The sequence below is a fragment of the Synechococcus sp. 8F6 genome, assembly GCF_002252665.1.
In the GTDB taxonomy this organism is placed as follows: Bacteria; Cyanobacteriota; Cyanobacteriia; order PCC-6307; family Cyanobiaceae; genus Cyanobium_A.
On sequence record NZ_NQKZ01000007.1, the window covers coordinates 102601 to 122455 of the forward strand.

Below are 19855 nucleotides of genomic sequence, written 5' to 3' on the forward strand. Positions count from 1 at the left end.
AGAAAGCTCTGGGACGCGAGCTCAGTCGCGGCGGCCGCCGCCCTGGAGGGCAATGATCAAGCGCAGGATGAAGATAAACAGGTTGATGTAGGTGAGGTACATGCCCAGAGCGCCGGCCAGATATTGGTCGTCGCTGTAGGTGCGGGGCATTGTGTAGAAGTCGACGAAGGCCGCACCCACAAACAACACGGTGCCGAAGCCGGCGATCAGCAGCTCAAACGTGCCTCCGCTGAAGACACCCGGAGCAAAAATGCTGCCCACGATCTGCACCACCATGGCAATCAGCAGCCCGAGGATGCCGAGGCCCACCACGCCGCTGAGGGCCTGGCCGACGTTGTCGCTCATGCGACGGCCCACCACGGAAGCCACCACGAAGGTGATCCCCGTGGCCAAGGTGGCCGTGCCGATGGCGCCGACTCCAGCAGCGCTGACGGCGTAGGCGACGATGCCGCTCAGGGTGAAGCCGGTGATCAGGCTGTAAGCGGTCAGCAGTGGCAGGGCCGTGCTGTTGTTGCCCTTCATCGCCACGTTCTGGGCCACGAAGAACAACACGAAGTTGCCGATCAGGGCCACCCAGAACAGGGGCATGAACAGGGCCGGGCTGCTGGCCATCAGGGCCAAACCTCCCATCACTCCACCGGCGGTGAGCACCATGCCGCCGCCCACATAGGGCAGGGCCTTGTTGACCACATTGGGGCCAACTAGGGCACTCGATTGGGCCTCACGGATGGCCTGTTGAAAATTGCTGCTGGCCGGCATGGCACACCAGTGGTTTCGAAGTTTCTATATCCTGCCAGCGACATGCAGGCAACGGGAGGCCCTGCTGGCGCTCGTCGGTGCGGATCTCCCTATCGGGACGGGCTCAGGTTTGGCGCTTTGGCTTCAGAACTTGTCACCAGCCTGGTTGTTTGAGCTGGGCCATAGCTCCGCCGCGAGCACTGCAACGCCGGTGCCGATGCATGATTCAGCCAAGCGCAGCAGGGCATTTAGCCCCGGACTCAGCTTCGGATCCAGGCTGCCGGTGACCATCACAACGATCACGGTGATAGCTGCCAGGCGGCCATGGCTCGGCACATTGATCGCTGCGCAGAGCGCAACGGTGGCGAAAATTGCCACGGCCATGCCCAAAGGGTGAAAGGGAAGCAGCGTCAGGTAGATGGCACTGGTGCCGGCGCCTATGGCTGAACCCAAAATTCGCAGCGAGGCTGAGTTGGTTGTCTCCCTGCGGGTGGCCTGGATTACCACGATCGCGGAGATCGCCGACCAAAGCCCGCCGATCTTGGGTAGGTAGCCCGGGAACAGATTCGTGAACCAGTAGCCGAGCAAATAAGCCACCAAAGCCGCTACGGCGATCTCGGCGGGGATGCGCAGACGCTCTGCTTTGTTCATGGCTCAGGCTCACTGCACTGGCCATCGAATCGCCTTTTAACGGCAGGCGCCAGCTTGGTGGCATCGCGATCGGCATAGGCCTCCACCAGCCGCTGCACTAGCGGGTGGCGCACCACGTCAGCCGCGGTGAGCTCGCAGATCGCCACCCCCTCCACCCCCTGCAGCACCTGGGCAGCTTCCTGCAGGCCGCTTTTTACCCCATAGGGCAGGTCCACCTGGGTGGGATCGCCAGTCACCACCATGCGGGAGTGTTCCCCCAGCCGGGTCAGCACCATCCGCATCTGGGTGGTGGTGGTGTTTTGGGCTTCGTCGAGGATCACAAAGGCGTCGGCCAGGGTGCGGCCGCGCATGTAAGCCAGTGGCGCCACTTCAATCACCCCTTTTTCCAGCAGGGCACCGGTGCGCTCGGCGCCAAGCAGGGCGTGCAGGGCGTCGTAGAGGGGGCGCAGGTAGGGATCAACTTTCTGCTGCAGATCGCCCGGTAAAAAACCGAGCCGCTCGCCCGCCTCCACCGCCGGGCGAGTGAGCACCAACCGCTCGACTTTGCGCTCGGTGAGCATGCGCACCGCCTGAACTGCGGCCAGAAAGGTTTTGCCCGTGCCAGCCGGGCCGAGGGCAATGGTGAGGTCGTGGCGCTCCATAGCTTCCACGTAGGCCAGCTGGCGCAGGGTGCGCGGGCGCAGCAGCTTGCCACTCTGGCTGCGGGCCAGCACCTGGCTGCCCAGTTGTTGATGCTCCGTGCTCCTGCCGGTGTCGAGGGCCTGCAGGGCTACCCGCACATCCACCTGGGTGATGGCTTGGCCTTCCTGCCACAGGGGGCGAAGCAATTCCACCAATGCGGCAGCTCTCTCCATCTGGCTGGGAGGTGCCTGAATGACCAAATCCAGCCCCCGCAGCACTAGCGAAGCTCCGGTGAGGGCTTCGAGATGGCGCAGGGTGGATGATTCAGCGTCACCTGCCAGGGCTAGAGCCGCGGCAGGATTGGGCAGGGGAATGGCAAAGCTTGTGGGCCCCTTTGGCTCCGCCATGGGCCGAACGCTCAAGCTTCGGCGGTAGCGGCGGCTTCCGTAGTTGCTTCTTCGGCACTGGCGGCTTCGGCACTCGCGGCTTCAGCAGCGGCCTTGGCTTCGGCGGCAGCAGCAGCTTCAGCAGCTTTTGCTTCAGCAGCTTCCTTGACAGCCTGCTTGGCGGCAGCTTCGCGGGCATCAGCCTGCTTTTGCTTGCCAACGACCTCGGCAGGGCGCACGGTCTTCTCGATCAGACCACCCTTCTCCAGCAAGGAGCGCACCGTGTCGGTGGGTTGGGCCCCTTGGCCCAGGCGAGTGCGGATCGCCTCGGTGTCGAGACGGGTCTCTTTAGTACGGGGGTTGTAGAAGCCGAGCTCCTCAAGCGGACGTCCGTCGCGGCGAGAGGTGCTGTTAGTGGCCACGAGGCGGAAACTCGCTTCCCGCTTCTTGCCAAACCGCTTCAGGCGGAGCTTGATCATCGTGGCCTTGCGCTAGGTGTCCAAAGAAGCAATGTACCCGGTCGGGTGCTCATAGCTCCCCGAAGCCCTTGCGTTTCTTGGCCGGCCTGGCGGGCCGCCGCCCCCCACCCCCAGCGCCACCCATGGGACCGGGCATGGTTGGTATTCCTGGCATCCCGGGCATGCCGCCCATTCCCGGCATGCCGCCGCCTTTGGTCATCTGCTGCATGAAGCCGCGCATCTTCTGGAAGTCGGCCAGCACCTTGTCGACATCGGCCGGCGCGTGACCACTGCCTGCGGCGATGCGGCGGCGGCGGGAGGGCTGGGAGGCCAGCAGTTCCGGCTGCTGCCGTTCGGCCTCGGTCATTGAGCCGATCATCGCCTCGATCCGCTTGAGCTGCTGCTCGCCTTGCTTGAGCATGCCGTCGTCGATCTTGTTCATGCCCGGGATCAGCTTCATCAGGCCGCCCAGGGAGCCCATGCGCTTGATCAGGCGCATCTGCTGCAGGAAGTCGGAGAAGTCGAAGCTGGCTTCCTGCAGCTTCTGCTGCATCTTGGCCACATCGGCCAGCTCCACCTCCTTGGTGGCCTTCTCCACCAGGGTGAGCACGTCGCCCATGCCGAGGATGCGGCTGGCCATCCGCTCGGGGTGGAAGGGCTGCAGCGCCTCCACTTTCTCGCCGGTGCCGATGAACTTGATCGGCGCTCCGCTCACCTTGCGGATCGAGAGGGCCGCACCACCGCGGGAGTCGCCGTCGAGCTTGGTGAGCACGGCACCGGTGATGCCCACCTGCTCGTGGAAGGAGCGGGTGAGCTCGGCCGCTTCCTGGCCGATCATCGAATCCACCACCAGCAGCACCTCGTCGGGCTGCACGGCCTCCCGGATCCGCACCATCTCCTCCATCATCGCGGTGTCGATCTGGAGGCGGCCGGCGGTGTCCACCAGCACCGTGTCGAAGCCTTCGGCCTTGGCTTTGGCGATGCCGGCGGCGGCGATGGCTTCCGGCTTGGCGTCGATGCCGAGGCTGAACACCTCCACGCCGATCTGGTTGCCGAGGGTTTTGAGTTGCTCAATGGCGGCTGGGCGGTACACATCCGCTCCCACCAGCAGCGCTTTGCGACCCTGCTCCTTGAGGTGCAGGCCGAGCTTGGCGGTGGCGGTGGTCTTGCCGGCGCCCTGCAGGCCGGCCATCAGCACCACCGTCGGGGCCCCGGCCACGCCGCCGGCAGCCAGGGGCGCGTTCTCGCCGCCCATGGTCTCGACCAGCTGTTCATGCACCAGCTGGATGAATTTCTGATCCGGGCTCACGCCCCGCACCACTTCGGCGCCAACCGTCTTGCGGCGCACCTCGTCAACGAAGTCCTGCACCACCGGCAGGCTCACATCCGCCTCCAGCAGGGCCCGGCGCACCTGCTTGAGCGCCCCCTGCACGTTCGTTTCGGTGATTGAGGCCTGGCCCCTCAGGCTCTTGACCGCATCTTCAAATCGCTGGGACAGCTCGTCAAACATCGCGTTGCCGCTCGGGGACCAGGGGCGGGGCGTGGCCCCGGGAGTGAAGCGATCGTAAAAACCGGCCCGGCGGGCACGGGGGCGGTGTTCCGGGAGGTTGGTGATTCAGGGGGCTTTTTGGAAGCTCACCAACCGCCAGATGCCACCATCGCGGCCGAACACATAGCGGTTGCGCAGCGCGAGCTTGGTGGGCTCGCCTTGTGGGTCTCCCTTGGCGTTGAGCCGCTGGTCGGCATAGCGCAGGTTCACCGTGGCGGCGATCCGGTTGGCGCTCTGTTCATCGATCACCACGGAGGTGATCGCGGTGCTGATGGTTTGGGTTTCGCCGCGGGCCTGATCGGCTGCGCGCTCAGCTTCAAGGCGAGACAGTTGAGTCGGACGGGCCAGCATCTCCAAGGGAATGCGGCTGTTCTTGCCAGCCAGGATGGAGGCCTTGGCATCGAGCCAGGCTTCCAGCAGCGCCTGAACCTGCTCTTCGCTGGGGGTCTCGGCGCGCAACGGCACAGTGGCGGGTGGAACTGGGGTCGGTGTGGGCTGCACGGGGATCGGGGTGCGGCCCGGGCCGGGGGCTGGGGGCCGTGGGCGCATCACCGAGGCGAGGGCCACCAGCACCACGCCGGCCCCAACGGCCGCTGCCGTGGCCGTGCGGCGCGAGGGTCGCTCCAGCTGCGGCCAGCGCCAGTTGAAGCGCATGGTCTCCAGCCAGGCTGCCGGGTTCCAGCCGTCACCATCCACGTCCCCGTCGTCGTTGTTGACCGGGGTCAACGGCTGGGTGGTGGTGTCCGCTGGGCTGCCGGCATCGACGGCCACGCCCCAGGGGAGGGTGCTGTCGGTGACGGCCGGAGCGGGCGGACGGTCGTGCTGCTCCACGTAGGTCTGCACATCGCGATCGGCGAAGTAGGCCTCCAGATCAGGATCGGCCTCAAGGTCGCGGTAGCCGGGCAACACATCGCGGGCCAGCCAGTCGCGGCAATAGGCACAGAGCTGGGCCAGGGGATCCGGGCTCTGCTGGTCGGCCCAGCGCTTCAAGTCCGGCGTGGCGCCCTGTTCAAAGGCGGCGCGGGCTTGCTCCACCTGGCCCAGCAGCAGGTGCTGGCAGGCCAGCAGCGGTTGCACACCCTCCTGGCCGCTGGCCTCGAGCCGTTGCCGGGCGGCGGCAATGCGTTCGGGTTTGCGTTGGGCAAAGCCGGAGGCGGTGAGGGCGGTGCTGGTCAGAAAATCGGCCGCGGCAGAGGTTGGCGCCCAGCGGCTGAACAGGTCCACCTGCTCCTGCACCGTCAGGAAGGCGCGGATCTGCTTGAAGAAGGCCTGGAACTCCTCGGGGCCCATGCTGGGATCCCCGAAGCCTTCGAGTCCGCCGCGACGGGCCACCAGCGCCTCGAGCAGGGCCAGTCCCTCGGCCCGCTCCGCCTGGGCCGTGAGGTTGCGGCTGAGCAGGTCGAGCACGCGGTAGGGCCGCAGGTTGTCGAGCTCATCGCTGAGTTGCTGACGGATCGCTGGCAGTTGGCCCATCCGTTGCAGCAGCTGCTGGCCCCGCTGAAGGGTCTGGGCGGCGGCCTCATAGCACCGTTGCTGATGCAGATCGGCGGCGGCGGCCAGGCAGGCCAGGCCCGCCAGCAGGGTGAGGTCGGCCTCACGGGTGCTACCCAGCGCCGGTGCCTGGGGCGGCTGCAGAGCGCGGCAGGCGATTTCGAAACACTCAAAGGCCTGACCTGCCTCCAGCAGCAGCAGCAGACCTGCCACGTCCTTGCTGGTGGGCACATCCAGCGCCGGCATCACAGCCTGGCCGCTGCCCGCCAGGGCGGTGAGGTCGGATTCGTAGGCCTGACGCCGGCTCGCGTCGCTGAGCAGGTCGGCGCTGGCCCGCAGCAGCTCTTCGCGGGCCAGCAGGGTGTCCTGGGTGAAGCCCTGGTCGGGGGCGCGGTCGATGCGTTGCTGCAGGGTGTGGAGCAACGCCTGCAGGTCGGTGGTCGGGCTAACTCCGAGCAACCGGAAGTGATCGATCGGCAGTTCCAATCCAGACCCGTCACTGACGGCCGACTCTAGGCAGGGTCAGCAGTTTTGCCAGAGATTGCCGGTCCCATTGAGATCGGACCTCGTAGAGTTGATTCATGACGCAGGCAGACATGGGCCCTGACATCACGGCTGTTTCTGGAACGGCTGCTACCGGAGCACCGTCCTGTTCCGCCGACGCCACCAGCCTGGTTGGTGCTCATGCCGAGCGTCTAGAGAACCTTTACCCCTCCACCCCGGCCACGGTGACGCGGGAGGAGGGCTTGATGCTCTACCGCGACATGACCCTGGGGCGGCGCTTCGAAGACAAGTGCGCCGAGATGTATTACCGGGGCAAGATGTTTGGCTTCGTGCACCTCTACAACGGCCAGGAGGCCGTGAGCACGGGCGTGATCAAGGCGATGAAGATGCAGCACGACTGGTTCTGCAGCACCTACCGCGATCACGTCCATGCCCTCAGCTGCGGCGTGCCGGCCCGCGAGGTGATGAGCGAGTTGTTCGGCAAGGAAACCGGCTGCAGCAAGGGTCGCGGCGGCTCGATGCACCTGTTCTCCAAGGAGCACCATCTGCTGGGCGGTTACGCCTTCATCGGGGAAGGCATCCCTGTGGCCCTCGGCGCCGCCTTCACCAGCCGCTACAAGCGCGACGCCCTGGGAGATGCCAGCAGTGATGCGGTCACGGCGGCCTTCTTCGGCGATGGCACCTGCAACATCGGCCAGTTTTACGAGTGCCTCAACATGGCGGCCCTCTGGAAGCTGCCGATCCTGTTTGTGGTGGAGAACAACAAGTGGGCCATCGGCATGGACCACAACCGCGCCACCAGTGATCCGGAGATCTGGCGCAAGGCAGCTGCCTTCGGCATGGCCGGCGAAGAGGTGGATGGCATGGATGTGCTGGCGGTGCGCGGTGCTGCCCAGCGCGCCATTGAGCGGGCCCGGGCCGGTGAAGGCCCCACCGTGCTCGAGTGCCTCACCTACCGCTTCCGCGGCCACTCCCTGGCCGACCCCGACGAGCTGCGGGCCGAGGCGGAGAAGGAGTTCTGGGCGAAACGCGACCCGATCAAGGCCCTGGCCGCTCGCCTGATCGAGCAGGGCCTTGCCTCCGGCGAGGAGCTCAAGGCGATCGAAAAGGAGATCGACGCCGAGGTGGCCGATTGCGTGGAATTCGCCCTCGCCGCCCCCGAGCCCAAACCCGAGGAGCTCACCCGCTACATCTGGGCGGAAGATTGAGCGGAAGGCCGATCAGATCCCGTGCAGACGGGCCTGCTCAGCGGCGGCCCTGAACACCAGGCTGTGGCGCTTCACCAACGGCTCCAAGGCGTCGTAACCGCCACCGATCACCGTGGCAACCGGGATACCGCGCCGTAGGCAGGCATCGAGCACCAGTCGGTCGCGGTTGATCAGGCCATCGCTACTGAGGCAGAGACGTCCCAGTCGATCGTCGCGGTGGGGATCCACTCCGGCGTTGTAGAGCACCAGTTGGGGGAGCTGCTGATCGAGCAGCTCGGGGATCAGATCTCCAATGGCGTGCAGGTAGTCGACATCCTCGAGGCCATCGGCGAGCGGCAGGTCGACGTTGCTGCGCTGTTTGCGCAGCGGGAAGTTGCTGGCGCAGTGGGCCGAAAAGGTGAACACCCGCGGCTCATCAGCAAAGATCGCCGCCGTGGCATCCCCCTGATGCACGTCCAGGTCGATCACCATCAGCCGCTGCACCGCCCCCTCTGCCAGCAACACCTGGGCCGCCACGGCACAGTCGTTGAAGATGCAGAAGCCGCTGCCGTGATCCGGGAAGGCGTGATGGGTGCCGCCGGCGAGGTGGCAGGCCACCCCATGGCGCAAGGCCAGACGGGCGGTGAGCACCGTGCCGCCAACGGCCAGCCAGGTGCGCCGCACCAGCGGCAGGGTTGCGGGTAGACCGATGCGCCGCTGATCGGCGGCCGTGAGCGCGTTGCGGGCAAAGGCCTGGTGATAGGTGCGTTCATGCACCAGTTCCAGCCAGCGGCGCGGCGCGGGCAAGGGGGTGTGCAGTTGCTCAGGGCTGGCGAGCCCCTGCTGGTGCAGCAGCTGGTGCAGCAGCCGAAACTTCGCCATCGGGAAGCGATGGCTGCTGGGCAGCGGGGCCGAGTAGGCCGGGTGGTAGATCAGCGGCGGCCCCAGAGCCCTAGAGCGTGGTGGGCGTGCGGCGGGTGAGGTTGCGCAGCTTGCGCAGGGCCTTGAGCTCCACCTGGCGCACCCGTTCCCGTGACACATCCAGCTGGCGGCCGATTTCCGCCAGGGTGTGGCGCTCCTCGCCTTCCAGCCCGAAGCGCAGGTGCAACACCTGACGCTCCTGGTCGCTCAGGTGGCTCAACCAGCGTCCCAGCTGCTCATGGTGGATGACCCGCTCCACCCGATCGAGGGGTTCCTCGTTGGAGGAGTCAGCGATCAGATCACCCAGGAAGCTGCGCCCCTCATCGCCGTTCACGGGCGCATCCAGGCTGGAGGTGGTGAGGGCCTGGCGCAGCAGGCCATCGAGCTCGTCGATGGGTATCGCCATGGCTTCGGCGATTTCCTGCCGGCTGGGCATGGCACCCAGTTTGTGGGCCAGATCCAGGCTCACCTTGCGGATGGCCGACAGCCGTTCGCTCAGGTGCACCGGCAGGCGGATCGTGCGCGACTGGCAGGCGATCGCCCGGGTCATGCTCTGGCGAATCCACCAGAAGGCGTAGGTCGAAAATTTATAGCCCCGGGTTGGGTCAAATTTCTCAACGGCCCGCTCCAATCCCAGCGATCCTTCCTGGATCAGATCGAGGAGTTCGAGGCCTTTGCCTTGATACTTTTTGGCAACACTGACCACTAAACGCAAATTGGCCTTCATCATGCGCTGCTTGGAGCGCTTGCCGATGCGGAGCAGCTTCTTTTCCAGGTCGGTGTAGTCCCGCTCTCCTTCTTCCAGCAGGCGCATCATTGTCTGCACCTGGTTGCCGAGTTCGATCTCTTCGGCTGGTGTGAGCAGAGGTTCGCGACCGATCGTCGCCAGATACCAGGTGATCGGGTCGCTACTTCGTCGACGACTGCTTTCGCTAGCTCCTAGGGGAGAGGAGGTCATCGGAGAGCCTAGAGAGGAGAATGACTATCCAGGCAAATTCACTGTTTCGAGTGTGTTTTCAGCAACCCTTTAGCTTTCAATTGCAAAACAACACAGAACCGTCCTGGGTTGGGGCGGCTGCGCTGCAACTTGGTGTGGTGATCAACACAACTGGGCTAGCTTTTGCGCCACCTCCAGGGGGGTGGCGGCGCCCTGGTTGCTGGGTGCACGGAGTTGCAAGCCGGCCTGGGCGTGGGCCAGGGCCGCTGCAGCCAGCCAGGAGGCATCGGCGCCGCCTGTGGCGGCCATGGCCATCGCCCCCAGGCCTGCGGCGTGGCCCGCCAGCACATCGCCGAGGCCGGCCCTGGCACTGGTGGGATTGGCCTCCAGCAGTTGCCAGCGGCGGCCATCGGGGGCTGCCACCACACTGCGCGCCCCTTTAAGCAGCACGCAGGCGCCGCAGCTCCGGGCCGCCTGGGCGGCGGCCTCCAGGGCGGTACTGGTGGTGGTAGAGGTGGCGGCGAGCTCAGGAAACAACCGGGCGAATTCCGCCGGGTGCGGGGTGATCCAGGTGGGGCCCTGGCGCTGTTGCAGCCAGCTGATGGCGCTCAGGCCGAGGCCCTGGGCCACCGGCCCGGCCAGTCGGTTGAGTCCATCGGCATCGAGCACCAGCAGCCCGCTCCAGCCCAGCAGGCTGCGCCAGCAGTCGGCCTCGCTGAAGCTGGCCTCGGGGCTGCTCTGGCCCGCACAGGTGAGGGGCCCGATTCCTGGTCCGATCAGCAGGGCATTGAGCCGCTGCGGGTCGAGCTCGGTGAGTTGATCCAGCCGCAGGCTGCCGTGGTTGTGGCAGGCCAGGGTTTGGCTCACCACCACGTGGGGGTGCTGCTGCCAGAGACTGCTGGCCAGGGCCTCCGGTAGGGCCGCCTGCAGGCTGCCGCAGCCGCTGCTGGAGGCCCCTGCCAGCGCGAGGCTGGCCGCCCCCTGGTAGGCCTCGCTGCCCGCTACCACCAGCAGCCGGCCCCGCTGGTATTTGTTGGCGGCCGGACTGAGTGCGGGCCGGGGTCGGTCGGCCAGATCCCGCGCGGCCAGCCCCAGCGGCTGATCGCAGGGCAGGGTGTCCAGCAGGGATCGGGGCAAGCCCAGGTCGATCCATTCCAGCTGGCCCACGCTCGCCAGGGCCGCGTCCTGCACCAGGCCGGTCTTGACCAGCCCGATCGCGTAGGTGGTGAGGGCCAGGGCCGTGACCGGGCCGGTGGCCTGGCCGCTGTCGGCGCAGAGGCCTGTGGGCACATCCACCGCCACCAGGCCGCCGGGGCGTTGTTGCTGGCGAGCGTGCAGCAGGGGTTCGATCACTGGCCCGGGGGGACGCCGCTGGCCGATGCCCAGCAGAGCATCGATCCAGAGGGGGCTGGCGCCGGGATCGGGATTGTGGTCGAGCAGGGGAATGCCCAGCCAGTGGGCATGGCGGAGGTGCGCTTCGGTGAGCGGCCTGCGCCGCTCAAACGGGCTCCAGAGGGTGGTCGCGACCCCGGCCAGGTGCAGCTCCCGGGCGATCACCAGGCCATCGCCGCCGTTGTGGCCGGGCCCCACCAGCACCAGCGCGCCATCGCGCGCCAGCCGCTCGCCGTGCTGCTCCAGCAGCCGCCGCGTGACCGCCAGGGCAGCCTTTTCCATCAGGGCTTCCACCGGCAGGCCACTGGCGAACAGCTGCTCCTCCAGCGCCGCCATCTGGGCGCTGCTCACCAGCAGATGGCGGCCGTCCCGCGCGGGCCAGGCGGGCAATGCGGCTGGCTGCACCAACCCTGTTTCGGCAACTGGGTTTCATGATGGGAGCACTCCTGCCCGCTGTCTGCCCTGTTGTCCGTTTCCGTTGCCACCTCCACCAGCCCCGCAGCGCCGTCCACTCCGGCCGGTCTTGCGGCCCTGGAACGCCTGCGCGCCTGGCCTGGCGAGCATCGGGTGGCCGTGGGGCTGTCGGGCGGCGTCGATAGCTCCCTCACGGCGGCGCTGCTGGTGGAGGCGGGCTGGCAGGTGGAGGGGCTCACTCTCTGGCTGATGAGCGGCAAGGGGGCCTGCTGCGCCGAAGGCCTGGTGGATGCGGCCGGTATCTGTGAGCAGTTGGGGGTGCCCCACCACGTGGTGGATTTCCGCGCGCACTTCCAGGCCCAGATTGTCGATTTCCTGGTGGAGGGCTACGCGGCTGGGGTCACGCCGCTGCCCTGCTCCCGCTGCAACCGGGAGGTGAAGTTTGGGCCGATGCTGCAGTGGGCCGAGGCGGAGCGGGGCATCGGCCGCCTCGCCACCGGCCACTACGCCCGGGTGCGCCACGGCGCGGTGAGCGACAACGGCCGCCACCAGTTGTTGCGGGGCCTGGATACCCAGAAGGATCAGAGCTACTTCCTCTACGACCTGCCCCAGGAGGCCCTGGGCCGTCTCGTGTTTCCCCTGGGTGAGCTGACCAAGGCCGACACCCGCCTGGAGGCGGAGCGCCATGGCCTGCGCACGGCCAAGAAGCCCGAAAGCCAGGACCTCTGCCTGGCGGATCACCACGGCTCAATGAAGGCCTTTCTGGATGCCTATTTGCCGCCGCGCCAGGGCCAGATCGTGCTCGCCGATGGCACGGTGGTCGGCGAACACGACGGCATCGAGCACTTCACGATTGGCCAGCGCAAGGGGCTAGGCGTGGCCTGGAGCGAGCCGCTGCATGTGGTGCGGCTCGATGGGGCGATGAACCAGGTGGTGGTGGCGCCCCGGCGCGAGGCGGCCCGCCCTGAAGCGGTGGTGGGCGCGGTGAACTGGGTGTCGGTGGCCCCGCCCGAGGAGCCGATCGTGGAGCCGCTTGAGGTGGCGGTGCAGGTGCGCTACCGCAGTGCGCCGGAGCCGGCCCGGCTCTTCCCCCTGCCCGCCACCGAGGCCGACCGGGCCGCTGGCCGGCCCCATCGGGTGCGGCTCGAGTTTGCAGACGCGCAGTTTTCGATCACGCCTGGACAGGCGGCGGTGTTTTACGACGGTGAGGTGCTGCTCGGTGGTGGGTTAATTCAGCGCTAAATTCGGCGAGATCTGGGATTGAGCGGTGCCCCATCCACTCACTGGCCTCTTCCCATTCTTTTGTCCCCTTTTCAGATCAGACTTTCTGGGCTGCTTCAGATCTAGCCGCGCGTGGTCTCCTTGGGAGCTGGATTGTGAGCGGCTCGGTCCGGCTGAGTCCCGGGCTGTTGCGCCAGAGCCTGCGCATCACCGTGGTGATGTTTGTGACGGCGGCTATTGCGCTCTGGTGTGATCGCAGCGCCTACCTGTGGTATCCGCTCAATGCCGCCTTGATCGTTGTGGATGACAACGACGAGCTCACACTTCCGGCGGCCAGTGGCAGGATTATGGGCACGATCCTGGGGGCGTTGGTCACGTTTGTGGTGCACACCATCGCTTCCGGCTGGATGGCGGTGATGGTGAGCTCTTTGTTGTGCTTTCCGCTGCTGCGCTTGTTCGGATGGCAGGGCGGATTGTCCACCGCCGTAAATATCGTGGTGATGTTTCTGATGATTCCTAAGCCAACGGCTCTGAACTGGGAATTTGTGTTCAATCGCAGCCTCGACAGCCTGATCGGCATCATCGTTGCGGTGGGGGTGGCGTATCTGTTCTGGCCACGGAATCGCTTGGCAGAGCTGGATCGGCTTGATCTCGTCTTGGATCAGCAGATCCGCGCTGCGGTGGCTGGATCCGCCGCTGACCTCACCACTGGTTATCTCAATCTGGCTCGTGCCGTGGAGGTGGCGCAGCGCAGCCAGCAAGCTGCGCTGGTGCAGCGCAAGCGTTGGCGGCAGCGGCTACTTCTCTGGGAAACGTTGCTGCACCACGCCCTGGAATTGGATCGCCATCGCGCCATGGCCCAATCGGGCCTGCGTTCGCCGCTGCTGGAGGCCGCTATTGCCGATGAGCAGCAACGGGTGCAGCAGGCGCTGCGCAGCATGGCGTTGTGCCGGCAGGCATACCGATGATCCATCGCGATGATCTTCGGCTGGCGGTTTGCGTTGGCCTTGCTGCAGGTCTGGGCAGCATCAGCACGGTGCCGGATGGCTACTACCTGCCGCTCACGCTGGCGGCGGTGATGGTGGGCAGTTACGGCAGTTCCTATGCGTTGGGGTTGCAGAGGGTGATTTGCACCCTGTTGGGGGGCTTGCTGTTGCTGGTTGCCCAGCCTGCTTTCACATCACTGCCTTTTCCGATCGGCCTGGCGCTGATGTTGGGGTTGATTCGCTTCGTGGGTGGTTGCCTTGGCTTGCAGGCCGGCTACAAGATCACCGGCATGGTGGTGGTGATGGGCTGGTTGATGCAGCCCACGGCGGTGGACATCTGGCTTGGTCTGAAGCTCAGCTGGACGGCCTTAGGTGTGGTGCTGGCCCTGTTGGGACTGCATCTGTTCTGGCCGAGCACGGCGATCCGAGAACATCAGAGCTGCTTTGCTGACCTGCTGGATTTGCAACGGGAGGCCCTGGAGGAGCAGCGCCAGCTGCTGATCGATCCAGCTCGTAGTCGCCTCTCGCCTGCGTGCCGTAAGCAAGGGCATCGCGAGCTGATGCAGGCATTGATTCGATCGCGCGACAGCCGCGCTGCGGCCGTGATCGAGTTGGGAGCAAACCCCTACAGCCAGCCACAGCTCCACCTTTGGTCTGATCTGGAACGTTGCTGTGCAGGGGTGGCCGGTTGCCTCACGGCGCTGAGGGCCTTGCGTGAACCTCTTTCGGGTTCAGGGCTGCTGGCCAACGTGCAGCAGGCGGAAGCACAGTTGCTGGCTTGTTGTGCTCAGCAGATGGGTCTGTGGCGAAGCGCGCTCCAGAACGATCGGCCCGCCTTGCCCCCAGGAGCGAGTTCCGTTGATCTTCAGGCCGCCATTGAGTCCCTTCGGCTGGGGGAGTACGCCTTGCTTGCAGACATGGATCTCTCTCATGGCTTGGATCGATCGCAGCAGCGGCAAGTGGCTCGACGGCTCCTTCTTTGCTACCAGATCGGCTCGGTGGTGCGACGGATGCAGGTGCGATGGCTGGAGTTGATTCCCAGCCGGCAGCGTCACCAATAGGGATCGCTGGCCAGCTCCACCGTTAGCGTGCCGCTGCGGCTGGCGGGCACCGTGGCGATGCAGGCCCGCACCACCTGGCCATTCACCTCGATTTCGCAGGCCCCGCAACTGCCCCCCAGGCAACCGGTGGGGATGGCCACCCCGGCCTGGCGGGCTGCTTCCAGCCAGTCGCTGCCGCTGGCGATGCGACTCTGGTGGCCGTGGGGCCAGTGGATCAGCACCTCGGTCATGGCTCCTGCAGTAAGGGATCCAGGTTGACGTGCTGCGCAAAGGCATCGGCGAGCCGATCGAGCAGGGCTTCGCGCTGGCGGCTGTGGTGCGGTTGCCGTTCGCTCAGGCTCGGCAACCCCTTGCGCTGCCGCAGTTGGTTGAGCCAGCGCCGCCGCCAGGGGCCGCTCTCAAACACCCCGTGCAGATAGGTGCCGACCACCAGTCCGCCCTGGTCGCCAAAGGCGGCCACCCAGCCCAACGCCGCATCGGCGCAGAGGGGCTGGCAGGCGTCGAGCGCGGTGGTGCGGCCGCGGTGCAGCTCGAAGCCCTCCAGCTCCAGGGCATCGCCCGCGGCAGCTGGCCAGAGGGCGGGGCTTCGGCGTTGGCGCAGGGCCTTACCCTCGCCAAACACTGTGCTCAGTGGTAGCAAGCCGATCCCGGCTGCACCGGTGCCGGCTTGCCCCTCCAGCCCATCGGGATCACTGAGCTCGCGCCCCAGCAGTTGCATGCCGCCGCAGATGCCGAATACGTGGCCGCCGCAAGCGACATAGCGCTTCAGTTCCTCTCCCAGGCCACTGGCGTCCAGGGCGGCCAGATCCCGCAGGGTTTGCTTGCTGCCCGGCACGATCACCGCATCGGGCTGGCCCAGCTCCTCCCCTGGCGCGAGCCAGCGCAGCTGCACCGTCGGTTCGGCCTCTAGGGGGTCGAGGTCGGAGAAGTTGCTCAGCGACGGCAGCCGCAGCACGGCGATCTCCAGCTCCGCTCCCCGCTTGCGGCCGCGGCGCTCCAGCAGGTCGAGGGAGTCTTCCGGGGGGAAGAGCTCATCGAGCCAGGGCATCACCCCCAGCACCGGCACGCCGGTGTGGGCCTCCAGCCAGCGCCGCCCTTCATCGAACAGCTCGCGGCGGCCGCGGAAGCGGTTGATCAGCAGGCCGCGCACCAGGGGGCGCTCCACCGGCCGCAGCAGGCCCAGGGTGCCCACCAGCTGGGCGAAGACGCCACCGCGCTCGATGTCGGCCACCAGTAGGCAGCGGGCCCGCAGGTATTGGGCCAGACGCAGGTTGGTGAGGTCGCGGGATTGCAGGTTGACCTCCACCGGGCTGCCGGCCCCCTCCAGCACCAGACGCCCGCCGGGATGGGCCGCCTGCAGGGTCTGCAGCCCCTGGCGGATCGCAGCCCAGCCGGGGCGAAACCAGTCGCGGTAGTAGTGCTCGGCGCGGGCGCTGCCCACCGAACGGCCCAGATGAATCAGCTCACTGGTGGAATCGCCCTGGGGCTTGAGCAGCACCGGGTTCATGCTGTGGTGCGGCTCCAGGCCGGCGGCCCAGGCCTGCAGCGCCTGGGAGTAGGCCATCTCGCCGCCGGTCTGGTCCACCCAGGCGTTGTTGCTCATGTTCTGCCCCTTGAAGGGCAGGGGCGTTTCACCGCGGCGGCGCAGCACCCGGCAGAGGGCGGCGGTCATCAGCGATTTGCCGGCACCACTGCTGGTGCCTAGCACCATCAGGGGGTTGGGTGGGGCCTGGCTCATCCGTTGGCCCTGCTGTTGTCGACAAACCAGCGTTCGAGTTCCAACCAGGGCAGCTCGCCCGCCGCAAGCCGTTGAATCGTCAGAACAATGCTTTCATTGCCGGCTTGGAAGCTGAAGCCGTTGAGGCCCAGGAAAACAACGGCTACGAGAAACCCGCTCCTTTTGTTCCCATCGCTGAAGGGGTGCGCGCGCACAATTGCCTCGGCGTAAGCGGCTGCCAGTTGGGGGATTGTGCCCAGTTCTCCGTAGACCCAACGCTGCCTGGGCCTGGCAAGGGAAGAGGCCAGAGCGATCTCGCTGCGAACACCCCGAAGTCCACCATGCTCCAGGGTCTGCTGGTGGTGGATGGCTTTCACCGCAACGGCAGGCACCCATCGCGGTTCCTGGACGTCGCTCAACGGGCCAGTTCACGCAGGGCGGCTTGGAATTTGCGCGCCGCATCCGTTGCGAGTGCCAGTGCTTCCTGCACCGTTGGATCGAAGGGGGAGAGCAGGATGCCGTGCTCAGTTTCGATCGCTTGCACGCGGTCTCCCGGAGCCAGGTGAAACCGGCGGGCCATCTCGGAAGGGATTGTGGCGCTGACAGACCCGCCAGCCTGACGAAGCGTGACTTCCGTTGGCATCGCCCTGTGGCAAGTAGCACTTGAATGCTACGCGCTACTGCCGTTCACAGCCGGGGTCGCCGCCGGCGCAGGCCGTGCTGGAGCCGATCCAGCAGCGTGGCGGTAGGAATCTCATCGGGCCATTGGGCCAGCAGCGTGCGGCCCATCGGCGTGAGGCGCACCCGTTCGGTGAGGCCCTGGCCATCCACCTCCCGCCGCAGCACTCCCAGTTGGATCAGCCAGATCCACTGGGCTTCGATTCGATCGGGAGTGGGGGTGCCCCGGCAGAGGCTCCGGTGGTCGTTCCGGCGGCAGAGTTCGTTGCTGCTGAGGGCCTGCTCCGCCACCGTTCTGTAGAACGCCAGGCGAAAGGGCAAGCAGCGCAGGGCCTGGCTGGCGCGCTGCTGGGCACGCCGGTCGTGGAGGAGGGGGTCGAGGAGCAGGCGGTCGATTGGGGTGGCGGCCCGGTGTTGCATAGAGGGATTCTCCCTGACCCCATGCTCGTTCTTGCTTCGGCGTCTCCCGCCCGTCGGCGTTTGCTGGAGCAGGCCGGCATCCCCCACCGGGTGCAGGTGAGCGGCGTGGACGAGGCAGCGATCCAGCACAGCGATCCGAGGCAGCTCGTGCAGCAGCTGGCGCGGGCCAAGGCGGCGGCGGTGGCATCCACCGTGGCGGAGGGCTTTGGCGAGGGCGCTGCGGTGCTCGGCTGTGATTCGCTGTTGGTGTTTGAGGGGGAGGTGTTTGGCAAGCCCGCCGATGCTGCGGAAGCCCAGGCGCGCTGGCAGCGGATGGCCGGGCACTGGGGAGAGCTGATCACCGGCCATTGCCTGCTGCCCGCTGACCAGGCTGGTGGCCAGGGTCTGGGGGGCTACACCAGCCCCCAGCTCGCCGCGGTGGTGACCCGCGTGCAGTTCGCGTCCCTGAGCCCAGCGGAGATTGAGGCCTATGTGGCCACCGGCGAACCGCTGCAGTGCGCCGGTGGTTTTGCCCTGGAGGGCCGAGGCGGCTTGCTGGTGGAACGGATCGAGGGCTGTTTCAGCAATGTGATCGGCCTGAGCCTGCCCTTGCTGCGCCGCTGGCTTGCGGGCTAACTGCAAGCCAGGGCTTCACTGGCCCAGCAGGATGTCGAGCAGCTGGCCCCAGCTGGTGCCGCTGGTGGCTGCGGTCTCGGGCGTCATGGTGAGCACCCGATCCGACCAGCTGAAGCTGAGCGTTCGCCCCTGGTCGCGCACCTGCACCGGCCAGGTGGTGCCGTTGCGATCACTGATCTGGTACGTCCCGCCCCTTGGCCTTCGCGGCAGGCAAGACGGGGTTCAACCCAAGGGCCGTGCTGAGCAGGCTGGCGCTCACGGCGCTGACCAGCACCGGCGGAAGCTGGGGACGCTTCATGCAGGCAGTCTTGAGTACTGCTGGAAAGCTATGCAGCCTGGAGCGGGGCAATAAAAAAGCCCCCGCATGTGGCGGGGGCTGAGGCAGAACTGCATCCGATGGTTGCGGATTCAGATCAACACAAGGGCTCAGTCGAGGTCCGGCATGGCCAGGGTGGGCTCGGCCTTGCGGTCGATCCCTTTCTCGAAACCGGCAGCGGCAGCGCGGGCGCGGCCGGCGTGCCAGAGGTGACCCACCAGGAAGAAGAAGGCGAGCACAAACTGCGTGGACGCCAGCCACTGGCGGATGTTCACGAAGTTCACCGAGTTGGGCTCGGTGATGATGCCGCCCACCGAGTTCAGGGACGCGTTGGGAGCGTGGGTCATGTATTCAGCCGCGCGGCGCACTTGCCAGGGCTGAATGTCGTTCTGGAGCTTGTCGAGGCTCAGGCCGTTGGGGCCGCGTAGGGGCTCCAGCCAGGGGCCGCGGAAGTCCCAGAAGCGCATGGTTTCACCACCGAAGATGATCTCGCCGGTGGGTGAGCGCATCAGGTATTTGCCCAGACCGGTGGGGCCCATGGCCGAACCGATGTTGGCGCCCAGGCGCTGGTCGCGCACCAGGAAGGTGAAGCTCTGGGCCTGGGAGGACTCGGCGTTTGTGGGGCCGTAGAACTCCGAGGGATAGGCGGTGTTGTTGAACCAAATGTAGGCCGAGGCGATGAAGCTCATGAAGCTCAGGGCGCCAAGGCTGTAGCTCAGGTAGGCCTCACCATTCCAGATGAAGGCGCGGCGCACCCAGCCGAAGGGCTTGGTGATCGCGTGCCAGATGCCACCAAAGATGCAGATCAGACCGATCCAAATGTGGCCACCAATGATGTCTTCCATCGAGTTGACCCCGATGATCCAACCTTCGCCACCGAACGGGGCGCGGGTGAGATAGCCGAAGATCACTCCGGGGCTGAGGGTGGGGTTGGTGATGATGCGCACATCGCCACCGCCCGGGGCCCAGGTGTCGTAGACGCCGCCGAAGAACATGGCCTTGAAGACCAGCAGCAGGGCGCCGACGCCGAGAAGGATCAGGTGATAACCAATGATGTTGGTCATCTGGTTTTTGTCGCGCCAATCCTGGGAGAAGAACGAGGAGTAGTTCTCGAGGATTTCAGGGCCGCGGAGGGCGTGATACAGACCGCCCAGGCCGAGCACGGCCGAGCTGATCAGGTGCAGCACACCGACCACAAAGAACGGGTAGAGATCGGTGACCTCGCCGCCGGGGCCCACGCCGTAGCCAAGGGTGGCCACGTGGGGGAACAGGATCAGGCCCTGTTCATACATGGGCTTGTCGAAGGTGAAGTGGCTCACCTCGAACAACATCATGGCGCCGGCCCAGAAGACCATCAGACCCGCGTGGGCCACGTGGGCGCCGAGCAGGCGGCCGGAGAGGTTGATCAGACGGGCATTGCCCGCCCACCAGGCATAACCGGTGGAGTCGAGGTCTCTGCCTCCGACCACCAAGTTGGAATTAAAGGGCGTTTCCACGGGGCAGAACCTCTTCAGGGAAGACGAAGTTTTCGTGCGGCTGGTCAGCCGGTGCCATCCAGGCACGCAGACCTTCATTCAGAAGAATGTTCTTCG

At 66.4% G+C, this 19855-nt stretch carries 21 protein-coding genes and 1 pseudogene; 5 read left to right on the forward strand and 17 right to left on the reverse strand.

Annotated elements, in window-relative coordinates; all coding sequences use genetic code 11:
- Window positions 1-21: 21 nt before the first annotated feature.
- The 6 genes from CJZ78_RS07190 to CJZ78_RS07215 all read right to left on the reverse strand — a co-directional run bounded on the left by CJZ78_RS07190 (window position 22) and on the right by CJZ78_RS07215 (window position 6380).
- Complete coding sequence (locus CJZ78_RS07190) at window positions 22-759, reverse strand: Bax inhibitor-1 family protein (protein WP_094560213.1); 738 nt, start codon at window positions 757-759, stop codon at window positions 22-24.
- Between the two features lie 123 nt (window positions 760-882).
- Window positions 883-1389 (reverse strand): aromatic acid exporter family protein, encoded by a 507-nt coding sequence (locus CJZ78_RS07195; RefSeq protein ID WP_094560214.1) that lies wholly within the window; start codon window positions 1387-1389, stop codon window positions 883-885.
- The gene (locus CJZ78_RS07200) at window positions 1386-2417 is read right to left on the reverse strand and encodes a PhoH family protein (protein WP_094560215.1); all 1032 of its coding nucleotides are present in this window, start codon (window positions 2415-2417) and stop codon (window positions 1386-1388) included. The genes CJZ78_RS07195 and CJZ78_RS07200 overlap by 4 nt, the downstream gene beginning before the upstream one ends.
- An 11-nt stretch (window positions 2418-2428) precedes the next feature.
- Complete coding sequence (gene rpsP, locus CJZ78_RS07205) at window positions 2429-2875, reverse strand: 30S ribosomal protein S16 (protein ID WP_094560216.1); 447 nt, start codon at window positions 2873-2875, stop codon at window positions 2429-2431.
- Window positions 2876-2924: 49 nt separating this feature from the next.
- Window positions 2925-4364, reverse strand: a complete 1440-nt coding sequence (ffh, locus tag CJZ78_RS07210) for a signal recognition particle protein (protein ID WP_094560217.1) — start codon at window positions 4362-4364, stop codon at window positions 2925-2927.
- 105 nt (window positions 4365-4469) lie between these two features.
- A complete protein-coding gene (locus CJZ78_RS07215) occupies window positions 4470-6380 on the reverse strand; it encodes an ARC6/PARC6 family protein (RefSeq protein ID WP_094560218.1) in 1911 nt (636 codons plus the stop codon).
- A gap of 95 nt (window positions 6381-6475) precedes the next feature.
- Here CJZ78_RS07215 and pdhA point away from each other — a divergent pair, with 95 nt between their 5' ends.
- Complete coding sequence (gene pdhA / locus CJZ78_RS07220; protein WP_094560219.1) at window positions 6476-7606, forward strand: pyruvate dehydrogenase (acetyl-transferring) E1 component subunit alpha; 1131 nt, start codon at window positions 6476-6478, stop codon at window positions 7604-7606.
- Window positions 7607-7618: 12 nt separating this feature from the next.
- Here pdhA and CJZ78_RS07225 read toward each other — a convergent pair whose 3' ends face one another.
- The 3 genes from CJZ78_RS07225 to CJZ78_RS07235 form a co-directional block, all read right to left on the reverse strand.
- Entirely contained in the window at window positions 7619-8533 is a 915-nt protein-coding gene (locus CJZ78_RS07225; RefSeq protein WP_094560250.1) for a histone deacetylase, read from the reverse strand.
- Window positions 8534-8537: 4 nt separating this feature from the next.
- Window positions 8538-9464, reverse strand: a complete 927-nt coding sequence (locus CJZ78_RS07230; protein WP_094560220.1) for a sigma-70 family RNA polymerase sigma factor — start codon at window positions 9462-9464, stop codon at window positions 8538-8540.
- A 141-nt stretch (window positions 9465-9605) separates the two neighbouring features.
- A complete protein-coding gene (locus CJZ78_RS07235) occupies window positions 9606-11225 on the reverse strand; it encodes an NAD(P)H-hydrate dehydratase (RefSeq protein WP_094560251.1) in 1620 nt (539 codons plus the stop codon).
- 75 nt (window positions 11226-11300) lie between these two features.
- On the opposite strand from CJZ78_RS07235, the gene mnmA reads away from it, so the two are divergent.
- From mnmA to CJZ78_RS07250, 3 genes are all read left to right on the forward strand, one after another.
- Window positions 11301-12491 (forward strand): tRNA 2-thiouridine(34) synthase MnmA, encoded by a 1191-nt coding sequence (mnmA, locus tag CJZ78_RS07240; RefSeq protein ID WP_369802033.1) that lies wholly within the window; start codon window positions 11301-11303, stop codon window positions 12489-12491.
- A 134-nt stretch (window positions 12492-12625) separates the two neighbouring features.
- Window positions 12626-13438: an aromatic acid exporter family protein gene (locus tag CJZ78_RS07245; protein ID WP_094560222.1), complete on the forward strand. Its 813-nt coding sequence runs from the start codon at window positions 12626-12628 to the stop codon at window positions 13436-13438.
- Window positions 13435-14517, forward strand: a complete 1083-nt coding sequence (locus tag CJZ78_RS07250; RefSeq protein WP_094560223.1) for an FUSC family protein — start codon at window positions 13435-13437, stop codon at window positions 14515-14517. Before CJZ78_RS07245 ends, CJZ78_RS07250 begins: the two co-directional genes overlap by 4 nt.
- On the opposite strand, the gene CJZ78_RS07255 is transcribed toward CJZ78_RS07250, so the two are convergent.
- The 5 genes from CJZ78_RS07255 to CJZ78_RS07270 all read right to left on the reverse strand — a co-directional run bounded on the left by CJZ78_RS07255 (window position 14508) and on the right by CJZ78_RS07270 (window position 17332).
- Window positions 14508-14747 (reverse strand): 2Fe-2S iron-sulfur cluster-binding protein, encoded by a 240-nt coding sequence (locus CJZ78_RS07255; protein WP_094560224.1) that lies wholly within the window; start codon window positions 14745-14747, stop codon window positions 14508-14510. The two genes, CJZ78_RS07250 and CJZ78_RS07255, sit on opposite strands and share 10 nt — an antisense overlap.
- Window positions 14744-16228: a cobyric acid synthase gene (locus CJZ78_RS07260; protein WP_094560252.1), complete on the reverse strand. Its 1485-nt coding sequence runs from the start codon at window positions 16226-16228 to the stop codon at window positions 14744-14746. The genes CJZ78_RS07255 and CJZ78_RS07260 overlap by 4 nt, the downstream gene beginning before the upstream one ends.
- 23 nt (window positions 16229-16251) lie before the next feature.
- Window positions 16252-16653: a type II toxin-antitoxin system death-on-curing family toxin gene (locus CJZ78_RS07265; protein ID WP_094560225.1), complete on the reverse strand. Its 402-nt coding sequence runs from the start codon at window positions 16651-16653 to the stop codon at window positions 16252-16254.
- Window positions 16650-16814, reverse strand: a complete 165-nt coding sequence (locus CJZ78_RS13705) for a type VII secretion target (RefSeq protein WP_143592865.1) — start codon at window positions 16812-16814, stop codon at window positions 16650-16652. Before CJZ78_RS13705 ends, CJZ78_RS07265 begins: the two co-directional genes overlap by 4 nt.
- A gap of 107 nt (window positions 16815-16921) precedes the next feature.
- Complete coding sequence (locus CJZ78_RS07270; RefSeq protein WP_198953858.1) at window positions 16922-17332, reverse strand: Npun_F0494 family protein; 411 nt, start codon at window positions 17330-17332, stop codon at window positions 16922-16924.
- A 21-nt stretch (window positions 17333-17353) separates the two neighbouring features.
- On the opposite strand from CJZ78_RS07270, the gene CJZ78_RS07275 reads away from it, so the two are divergent.
- A complete protein-coding gene (locus CJZ78_RS07275; protein WP_094560226.1) occupies window positions 17354-17947 on the forward strand; it encodes a nucleoside triphosphate pyrophosphatase in 594 nt (197 codons plus the stop codon).
- Between the two features lie 15 nt (window positions 17948-17962).
- On the opposite strand, the gene CJZ78_RS14660 is transcribed toward CJZ78_RS07275, so the two are convergent.
- The 3 genes and pseudogenes from CJZ78_RS14660 to CJZ78_RS07285 all read right to left on the reverse strand — a co-directional run.
- The gene (locus CJZ78_RS14660; protein WP_254988648.1) at window positions 17963-18094 is read right to left on the reverse strand and encodes a hypothetical protein; all 132 of its coding nucleotides are present in this window, start codon (window positions 18092-18094) and stop codon (window positions 17963-17965) included.
- A gap of 279 nt (window positions 18095-18373) precedes the next feature.
- Window positions 18374-19759, reverse strand: a complete 1386-nt coding sequence (psbC, locus tag CJZ78_RS07280; protein ID WP_094560227.1) for a photosystem II reaction center protein CP43 — start codon at window positions 19757-19759, stop codon at window positions 18374-18376.
- Window positions 19743-19855: pseudogene (locus tag CJZ78_RS07285) on the reverse strand (photosystem II D2 protein (photosystem q(a) protein)); the annotation flags it as partial. The pseudogene CJZ78_RS07285 and the gene psbC, both read right to left, overlap by 17 nt.